The organism is Cupriavidus sp. R6-3, assembly GCF_059772245.1.
The window spans coordinates 1-8,709 of record NZ_JCBAJO010000200.1 but is presented as its reverse complement, the minus strand read 5'-3'; the positions used below and the strand labels follow the sequence as shown (position 1 = coordinate 8,709).

Genomic DNA, 8,709 nt, shown 5'->3' with positions numbered 1-8,709 from the left:
CTCGCTCGGCGACAGGCCGACGCTGCCGACCGCCAGCGACAGCAGGAACACCGCCACGGCGGCACCGGCCAGCAGCGCGCACACGGCCAGCGCGCGCCGCATCTCAGCGGCGCCGCGCATCGAACTGCCTGCCGTCGTGCCCGCCGACGCCGCGGTCCGCATCATGGTCCCTGGTTCCGGCGATGCCGCTTAGCGCTGGCGCCAGCCGAGCGTGATGAAGCCTGCCCGGCCCTGCGTGTTGTAGGGATAGGCCAGCTGGTAGTCCTTGTCGAACAGATTCTCGACGCGGGCGGCGATGAACCATTGCTTGTCGATGTTGTAGCGCGCGTTGAGGTTGACGATACCGTATCCGCCCAGCGTGCGCGAGCCGCTGTCCCGGCGCGACGACGACACGATCCACTGTCCGCCGAAGCGCCAGTTGCCGATATCGCGGCCCAGGTCCAGCGCCGCATGCCGGCGCGCGCGGCGCATCAGCTGCGTGCCGGTCTGCTCGTCGACCGGATTCTGCATCGTGACGCTGGCGGTCACGTCGGTGCCGAGCAGGCGCGCGCGCCATGACGCCTCGACGCCCTCGACCTTGGCGCTGCTGACGTTCTGCGCCAGGAACATGCCATTGGGCTGCAGCGCGGACGTGATCAGGTTGTCGTATTGCGTGCGGAAGGCCGTCACGCGCAGCAGGCCGGCGCCCTTGCTGTCGTACTGCGCGCCGATCTCGACCGAGCGCGCCCGCTCCGGCTGCAGGTTCGGCTGGCCATAGTTCGGGTAGTACAGCTCGTTGAAGGTCGGCGCACGGAACGCGTTGCTCGCGTTCGCAAGCAGCTTGAACTGCTCGGTCACGTAGTAGCCGTAGCCGGCGAAATAGCTGCCCTTGTCGCCGAAGTCCGAATAGTGGTCGTTGCGCAGGTTCAGCTGCAGCTGGTGCTTGCCGATGCGGCCGTCGTAGCCGCCGAACACCGACACCACGTTGCGGCTCGGCGCGGCGTACGAGTTCGAGTCGAACTGCTGCTGCAGATATTCGGTGCCGAACATCAGCTGATGGCCCTTGGCCAGCGCGTATTCGTTCTGCCAGGTGAACTGGCGCGTGCGGGTCTTGAAGCGGCTGTCGAACACGCCGTTGAGCGTGTTGTCGCTGTCATCCTCGCTTTGCGCGACCTTGAAGCGCGTGGTCCAGTCCGGAGCCAGCTTCCCGTTGACGAAGGCCGACAGCGTATAGAGCTCGCTGTCGCTGCGCCAGTCGTCGGTGGGCCGCCCGAAGGTGCTGTCGTACGACAGCTTGCTCTTGCTGTAGTAGGCCGCGACGCCCGCCTCCCAGTCCGCGCTGAAGCGATGCTTGATCTGGCCCGATACGCTCTTGTTCTCGTACGGGTTGTCGTTCGGATTGGCGCGCGGCTGCAGGCGCGTGTTCACCGCGGAGAAGCCGTCGGTCTTGAAAATCGAGCCGGTCAGGTTGAACGAGGTGTCGCCGACCTGGCCGCCGTACCCCACCGTCGCGCGGCGCGTATTGTCGCTGCCGTATTCGACCTGGGCGTTGGCCGCGGGCGGCTTGCCGGCGCCGCTCTTGGTGAAGATCTGCACCACGCCGCCGATCGCGTCGGAGCCGTACAGCGCCGAGACGTTGCCGCGCACCACCTCGATCCGGTCGATCTCGTCGGGCAGGATGTTGGCCAGTTGCGCGGTGCCGCTGCTGGCCGAGGCGATGCGCACGCCGTCGATCAGGATCAGCGTCTGGTTCGAATTGGCGCCCCGCATGAACAGCGTCGTGTTGGCGCCCATGCCGCCGGTGGCGGCCAGTTCCAGGCCGGCCTGCGTGCGCAGCAGCGAACGCAGGTCGGGCGCCTGGCTGTTGGCGATCTCCTGCTGCGTGATCACGGTGGTATGGGGCAGCGCCTCGTCCAGCGGCTGCGCGGTGCGCGTGGCGCTGACGACGACCGGCGCCAGCGTGGTGTCCGCCGACGGCGCGGGCTGCTGCGCCAGCGCGGGCCATGCGCACAGCGTGGCGGCGGACAACAGCGCGGCCTGCGCGGGCGAGCCGGGGGCGGCCCGCGCAATATCGCCGGCAAGATTGCGGGCAATATCGGCGGCAGGACTGCGGGCAATATCCCCGACAAGACGGCGGACGATGGCATGGGCGCGGACGCGCGCAGCGGGGCGCGGGACTGGCAGTGCCAGGCGACGCGACCTCGAAGACGATGACAGCATGGTGCTCGAGCGGAAGTGATAGCCTGGCCCGTTCCCCCGCGGACCGTCTGGCGGTGAGGCTGCGCGAGCGCGATGGCGACCGGCATGCCCGCATCCAGGCCGGTATCCGGGCTGGCGATCGGCACCGCCCGCCTTCCCGGACCATCGGTCCAGTGGCATGTGGGGCGGTGAGGCGAAGCCGGCGGGCGTGGAGCCGATCGTGCCGATCGGCTCGGGGCGCGGCGGCGATCGCAATCGCTTACCGTTGCGGGGGCAGCACAGGTTGGCCCGGCATAGCGCGGCGGCGTGGCGGACACCCTGTTTCCCGTTTAACTGCAATCCGATGGGGACCGGATCGCGAGCACCTGAAAACGCGCGTGAGTGTAGGCAGTTTGGCGGCCCCCGTCAAATTGGCGGCGCCCTCGGCCCATTGCGCTGCAGCGTGCCCCTGGGGTGCGCTCATTGAGGCCATTGGCCGACGATCGATGCAACTTCGAGGGGAATGCACGGTCACAATCGCTTCCCGCAGTGATGACGCGGACCATGCATCGGCTAGAATCCCGTTACCTGACACCCTGAGAACACGACAGGCCCATGCTGACCGAACTCGAACAACTGGCCGCCAAGATCGGCCGCGTGCTGCACCACGCGGACACGCTGGCGGCAGAAAACCAGCGGCTGCGCGAGGAGATCGAACGCCTGCAGGCGGAGGCCGCGCAGCTGCGCAGCGATCGCGAGGCGATGGCCGCCGATCGCGAACTGCTGAACATCAAGATCGAGGAAGCGCAATTGCGCATCCAGTCGATCCTGGACAAGCTGCCCACGGCCACCGATGCGCGCCAGCTGGATCTGCTCGAGGAAGGGGAGCTTCCCGCCGAGCGCATTCAGGGCGAGCCGCGCGGCGCCCAGCCTTCCGGAGAACACGCATGAGCGGCAACAAGCAAGTCGAAGTCCATATCGCGGGGCAGCCCTACCGCTTCGCGATCGCCCCCGAGAACGAGGCCGCGCTGCTCGAAGCGGTGGCCCTGGTCGACGACCAGATGACGCGCATCAAGTCCGGCGCCTCGACCAAGGGCGTCGAACGGGTCGCGGTGATGGCCGCGATCAGCATCGCCTCGGATCTGCTCGCGCTCAAGCGCAAGCAGCAGGAGGACGGCGCGATTCCGGTGGACGCCGTGCGCGCCCGCATCCGCGAGCTGAACGAGCGCGCCGACGAGGCGCTGCGCCAGTACGCGCATGTCGGCACCAGCATGGGCGGCGGCAGTGTGGGCCATACCCATACCGGCCCTGCCCATACCGTTTCGCCGGCGCAATCCTGACCCCTTGAATTGCACGCAGGGGCCCGCATATGGGCCCTTGTGCAAGGCCCTTCACCATAGCGATATAGGGCAAATGGACCGGATATGAAGGGCATGTGAAGACCGTGCCGCGGCTGCTACGCAAAATGTAACGACAAGCCAAGACGCGCTTGGTATGCGAGAAAGCCCGGTGTATAGTGGAGCCACTGCACGGGGGTACCAAGGTGCAGAAACATGGTCGGGTTATCGCGCCCGGCCGCCGTTTTCCTCCCATCCCAGTTTGAAACGGCAAACGTCTGACCTCCCCCGGACTTCGATGTCCGGGCCCAATTGGATAGTCAGACGTTTGACAGTTTCCCTGCCTGGTTCGCGAAGGTCATAAACTCCTTGAACCGATATGCATTGCATGGTGCGGGATGATGCCGTGTGGGCGAGCGCGTCACAGTGTTCATAGCGTAGGTCTCGAACCTGGGCTCCCTGAATAGGTGATGTACCCGAAATACGGCTTCCGCAGCCACACTGAACCTCACTTGGGTTCAGGATGCCGACCCAACGGCCGAGGCGGGGACCCTACAGCAAGAGGCGATGGTCTTTGGACCATCGCCTCTTTTTTTGCCGGTGTTTTTGCCCGCGTTTTTTCCCCGCATTTCCCCGCATTTCCCCCCATTTCTGCCGCGCAGCCGCAGAGCTCCGTTGCCGGCGCAGTCCCCTGCCCTGTTGCGCGCGTTTATGCCTACGATGCCAATGCGGGCGACGAAGGCGCTTTCACGGTATGCTTGCCGCGTCGCGCCGCCGCTGCAAGGCCCTTGCCGCGTCTTCGCGATGCCGTTCCGACCATCCACGACGTGCGAGCATGAGTCCCTCCGACAAGAAGGCGGCCACCGAGTCCGCCGCAAAATCGGCTGCAAAGTCGGCTGCAAAGTCGGCTGCAAAGTCGGCTGCTGAATCGGCTGCTGAATCGGCTGCCAAATCGGCCCCAAGGTCCGCAACGAAGGCCGCCGACAAGCCGGCCGCGGGTGCGTCCCGCGCGCGCCAGTACTGGCTGATGAAGTCCGAGCCCGACGAGGCCAGCATCGATACGCTGGCCGAGCAGGGACGGCTGCCCTGGACCGGCGTGCGCAACTACCAGGCGCGCAATTTCATGCGCGACGCGATGCGCATCGGCGACGGCGTGCTGTTCTACCACTCGTCGTGCCCACAGCCCGGCATCGCGGGATTGGCCGAGGTCTGCTCGACGCCCTACCCCGATCCCACCCAGTTCGATCCCCACAGCAAGTACCACGACCCGGCCTCGAAGCCGGAGCATCCCCGCTGGGAGCTGGTCGACGTCAAGTTCGTCGACAAGTGCGAGCTGATCTCGCTGGCGCAATTGCGCGAGCATGAAGAGCTGGCCGACATGATCGTGCTGCGCCGGGGCAACCGGCTGTCGATCACGCCGGTCACGCCGCAGGAATGGCAGTTCATCACCACGCGGCTGATGGGACGCCGCTGAACCGCGTGCGATGCGCGTGGGCGGTACATCCACCGCCCGCGAGATAACCATAACGAAAAACATCACGAAGCGATCCACGCATGACTCTCTCCCTGATTCCCGCGCTGCTGCTGCTCGGCGCGTTCACCGGCTTCTGCGCCGGCCTGCTCGGCGTCGGCGGCGGCATGATGATGGTGCCGTTCCTGACGCTGACCTTCAGCTGGCTGGCCTTTCCCGAAGAAGCGATCGTCCACATGGCGATCGCCACCTCGATGTCCACCATCCTGTTCACCTCGCTGTCGTCGGTGCGCGCCCACCACAAGCAGGGCGCGGTGCGCTGGAAGATCGTATTGGCGCTGGCGCCGGGCATCCTGCTGGGCGGCATGATCGGCGGCGGCAAGGTGTTCGCCGCGCTGAAGACCGGCTGGCTGTCGCTGCTGTTTGCGTTGTTCGTCGGCTTCTCGGCCTCGCAGATGCTGCGCAATCGCAAGCCGTCGGCGACCCGGCAGCTCCCTGGCTTCCCCGGCATGTTCGGCGCGGGTTCGGCAATCGGCTTCCTGTCCAGCCTGGTCGGCGCCGGCGGCGGCTTTGTCTCGGTGCCGTTCATGACCTGGTGCAACGTGCCGATCCACCACGCGGTGGCCACGTCGGCCGCGCTGGGCTTCCCGATCGCCGCGGCCAGCGTGATCGGCTATGTCTGGAGCGGCTACCAGATGACCGGCCTGCCGGCCGGTTCGCTCGGCTATGTCTATCTGCCCGCGCTGGCCGTGATCGCGATCGCCAGCGTGCTGACCGCGCCGCTGGGCGCGCGCACCGCGCACCGGATGGAGGTGCGCAAGCTCAAGCGCATCTTCGCCGGCATGCTGTTCTGCCTGGCCACCTACATGCTGTGGAAGGCCTGGCAGACGTTCTGAGCAAGCTGGTCAGGGCGTGAAGTCCGCGCCGGTCCGCGCCGGTCCGCGTCGGTCCGCGTCGGTCCGCGTCGGTCCGCGTCGGTCCGCGTCGGTCCGCGTTGGCCCGTGTCGGCCACGTTCGCCCGCGTCGGCCCGCGTCGGCCCGGTAATACGCCGATACAAGCGCCCGGCTACGCAAGGGAACCCGGCGCTGCCAGTGACCGTCTGATCACCATCACATTGTCATGGAGAACTCGATGAAGCAATTGCTCGCCGCTACCCTGCTCGGTACCACCGCACTGGCCGCCTCCGCACAGGGCGGACCGACGCCGCCCGAGGGATGGCAGCCGCCCGCGGGCGTGCTGTCGCTGTCGGCCGAGGCCGCGGCGGAAGTGCCGACCGACGTGGTGCGCGTGACGCTGGCCGCGGAGCAGGAAGGCGCCGAGCCGGCCGCTATCTCGTCGGCGCTGTCGGCCAAGGCGCAGCAGGTGATCGCGCGCGCCAAGCGCGAATCCGGCATCCAGGCGGAATCGGGCGGCTTCACGATCTATCCGAGCACCGACCGCAACGGCCGCATCAGCACCTGGCGCGGACGCGCCGAGGTCATCCTGCAGTCGCGCGATTTCAGCGCGGCCTCGAAGCTCGCCGGCGAGCTGGCCAGCCAGATGCAGGTGCAGAACATCAGCTTCTCGCTGTCGCGCGAGGCGCGACTCGCGGCCGAGAGCAAGCTGACCGAGCAGGCGGTCGCCGCGTTCCGCGACAAGGCGCAGACCACGACCAAGCTGTTCGGCTACGGCAGCTACACGATCCGCAGCGTGCAGGTCGGCGAGGCCGGCACCGTGACGCCGATGCCGCGCATGTACGCCAAGGCCGCGATGGCCGCGGAGGCGGCGCCGGTGCCGATGGAGGGCGGCAAGGCCCAGGTCACCGTGACGGTGAACGGCTCGGTGCAGATGCTGAAGTAAGGCGCGGCAGGCCCTGCGCTGCCTGATGCGTACTCCCTCTCCCCTGTGAGGGGAGAGGGTCGGGGAGAGGGAGGTGGTTTCAAACGGCGCGCGGCGCAACGACCAGCGCGTGCCCTCCCCCCGCTCCTCTCCCACGCGCGGGAGAGGGGCGCCAGACTCCCCCAGACCCAATCACCCGCTGAACCGCTCTCGCAGCAGGTTCTTCTGCACCTTGCCCATCGTATTGCGCGGCAATTCGCTGACCAGGTGAATCCGCTTGGGCACCTTGAAGTTGGCGATGCGGTGCTTCAGCGTGCCGATCATCGCCTGCTCGTTCAGCTCCGCCCCGGGCTTGCCGACCACCACGGCCACCACGGCCTCGCCGAAATCCGGATGCGGCACGCCGATCACCGCGCTCTCCTGCACCCCCGGCATCTCGTCGAGGAAGCTCTCGATCTCCTTCGGATAGACGTTGTAGCCGCCGGAGATGATCAGGTCCTTGCTGCGGCCGACGATGGTCAGGTAGTCGTCCGGCACCTTGCGCTCCCCGGACATGCCGACGATGGCGCCGCCGAAGCGTCCCATGTCGCCGGTCTTGAACCAGCCGTCCGCCGTGAATTCCTCGCGGGTCTTCTCCGGCATGCGCCAGTAGCCCTTGAACACATTGGGACCCTTGACCTCGACCGCGCCGATTTCGCCGGCGGGGCAAGGCTTGCCCTCGCCATCGACCACGCGCACCGACACGCCCGGCAGCGGACGGCCCACGGTGCCGCCGATCCGTTCGCCCTCGCTGGCGTCATAGGGATTCGACACCAGCATCACCGTCTCGCTCATGCCATAGCGCTCGAGGATCGTATGGCCGGTGCGCTCGCGGAACGCCTCGAAGGTCTCCAGCAGCAGCGGCGCCGAGCCCGACACGAACAGGCGCATGCGGCGGCAGGTGTCCTCGTCGAAGCGCTGGTCCTGCAGCATCCGCACGTAGTAGGTCGGCACGCCCATCATCACGGTCGAGCGCGGCAGGAAGCGCAGCACCTGCTCCATGTCGAACTTCGGCGCCCAGATCATCTTGGCGCCCGCCAGCAGCGCGCCATGCGAGGCGACGAACAGCCCGTGCACATGGAAGATCGGCAGCATGTGCAGCAGCACGTCGTCGCTGCGCCAGCCCCAGGCCTTGTGCAGCGTCTCCGCGTTCGACGACAGGTTGCGATGGGTCAGCATCGCGCCCTTGCTGCGGCCCGTGGTGCCCGAGGTATAGAGGATCGCCGCCAGATCGTCGGGCTCGCGCTGCACCGTGTCGAAGCGGTCCGGCTGCGCCGCGGCGCGCGCCAGCAGCGTGCCGCCACGGTCGTCGTCGAGCGTAAACACATGGCCGGTGCCGTGGCGGAACGCCAGCTTCGACACCCAGCCGAAATTGGCGCTGCTGCAGACCACCACGGCGGGCTCGGCATTGCCGATGAAGTAGTCGATCTCCGCTTCCTGATAGGCCGTGTTCAGCGGCAGATAGACATAGCCGGCGCGCAGCGTGGCCAGGTACAGGAACAGCGCTTCGGGCGACTTCTCGACCTGCACCGCGACGCGCGCGCCTTCCGGCAGGTCGAGCGAGGCGAGCAGGTTGGCCAGCTTGGCGGTGGCGCGATCGAGATCGTCCCAGCTGTAGTACAGGCCGTCGTGCGTCTCGATGCAGCAGGCCTCGCGCTTGGCGGGGAAGCGGGATTCGAACAGGGCGAACAGATTGGCGTTCATGCGATCAGCGGATAAAAGCTTGGAGGGATAAGAAGAAAACGGGGAACGGCAGCGACGGCGCTAGGCGCCCTCCTGTCCGTCGAAACGGGGCGGCCGGCGCGCCAGGAAGGCGGCGACGCCCTCGGCATGGTCGCGGCTCGCCGCGTAAGAGAAATGGGCATCGAGCTCGCTCGCCGACAGCG

General features: G+C 67.3%; 7 protein-coding genes, 1 pseudogene and 1 riboswitch. Of the genes and pseudogenes, 5 read left to right on the top strand and 3 right to left on the bottom strand.

Annotation, left to right across the window (positions count from 1 at the left end; translation table 11 throughout):
* Positions 1–189: 189 nt before the first annotated feature.
* Positions 190–2,199, bottom strand: coding sequence for a TonB-dependent receptor domain-containing protein (locus AC6EI8_RS21230; protein WP_498382788.1), 2,010 nt, complete (start codon positions 2,197–2,199; stop codon positions 190–192).
* Positions 2,200–2,279: 80 nt separating this feature from the next.
* A riboswitch (cobalamin riboswitch) is annotated at positions 2,280–2,548 on the bottom strand.
* 224 nt (positions 2,549–2,772) lie between these two features.
* On the opposite strand from AC6EI8_RS21230, the gene AC6EI8_RS21225 reads away from it, so the two are divergent.
* From AC6EI8_RS21225 to AC6EI8_RS21205, 5 genes are all read left to right on the top strand, one after another.
* Positions 2,773–3,108, top strand: a complete 336-nt coding sequence (locus tag AC6EI8_RS21225; protein ID WP_006577387.1) for a hypothetical protein — start codon at positions 2,773–2,775, stop codon at positions 3,106–3,108.
* Entirely contained in the window at positions 3,105–3,497 is a 393-nt protein-coding gene (locus tag AC6EI8_RS21220) for a cell division protein ZapA (protein ID WP_149317703.1), read from the top strand. The genes AC6EI8_RS21225 and AC6EI8_RS21220 overlap by 4 nt, the downstream gene beginning before the upstream one ends.
* A gap of 1,024 nt (positions 3,498–4,521) precedes the next feature.
* Positions 4,522–4,968, top strand: coding sequence for an EVE domain-containing protein (locus tag AC6EI8_RS21215; protein WP_226108477.1), 447 nt, complete (start codon positions 4,522–4,524; stop codon positions 4,966–4,968).
* Between the two features lie 80 nt (positions 4,969–5,048).
* Positions 5,049–5,861, top strand: a complete 813-nt coding sequence (locus AC6EI8_RS21210; protein ID WP_149317700.1) for a sulfite exporter TauE/SafE family protein — start codon at positions 5,049–5,051, stop codon at positions 5,859–5,861.
* A gap of 236 nt (positions 5,862–6,097) precedes the next feature.
* Positions 6,098–6,805: an SIMPL domain-containing protein gene (locus tag AC6EI8_RS21205; RefSeq protein ID WP_149317699.1), complete on the top strand. Its 708-nt coding sequence runs from the start codon at positions 6,098–6,100 to the stop codon at positions 6,803–6,805.
* A gap of 171 nt (positions 6,806–6,976) precedes the next feature.
* On the opposite strand, the gene AC6EI8_RS21200 is transcribed toward AC6EI8_RS21205, so the two are convergent.
* On the bottom strand, positions 6,977–8,527 hold the full coding sequence (locus tag AC6EI8_RS21200) for a malonate--CoA ligase (RefSeq protein ID WP_149317698.1): 1,551 nt from the start codon (positions 8,525–8,527) through the stop codon (positions 6,977–6,979).
* A 60-nt stretch (positions 8,528–8,587) separates the two neighbouring features.
* Positions 8,588–8,709, bottom strand: a pseudogene (locus AC6EI8_RS21195) (enoyl-CoA hydratase/isomerase family protein); the annotation flags it as partial.

Coding starts and splice junctions, on each gene's coding strand:
- AC6EI8_RS21220 (WP_149317703.1), top strand. CDS start 3,105: ATGAGCGGCAACAAGCAAGTCGAAGTCCATATCGCGGGGCAGCCCTAC.
- AC6EI8_RS21210 (WP_149317700.1), top strand. CDS start 5,049: ATGACTCTCTCCCTGATTCCCGCGCTGCTGCTGCTCGGCGCGTTCACC.
- AC6EI8_RS21200 (WP_149317698.1), bottom strand. CDS start 8,527: ATGAACGCCAATCTGTTCGCCCTGTTCGAATCCCGCTTCCCCGCCAAG.
- AC6EI8_RS21225 (WP_006577387.1), top strand. CDS start 2,773: ATGCTGACCGAACTCGAACAACTGGCCGCCAAGATCGGCCGCGTGCTG.
- AC6EI8_RS21215 (WP_226108477.1), top strand. CDS start 4,522: ATGAAGTCCGAGCCCGACGAGGCCAGCATCGATACGCTGGCCGAGCAG.
- AC6EI8_RS21205 (WP_149317699.1), top strand. CDS start 6,098: ATGAAGCAATTGCTCGCCGCTACCCTGCTCGGTACCACCGCACTGGCC.
- AC6EI8_RS21230 (WP_498382788.1), bottom strand. CDS start 2,199: ATGCTGTCATCGTCTTCGAGGTCGCGTCGCCTGGCACTGCCAGTCCCG.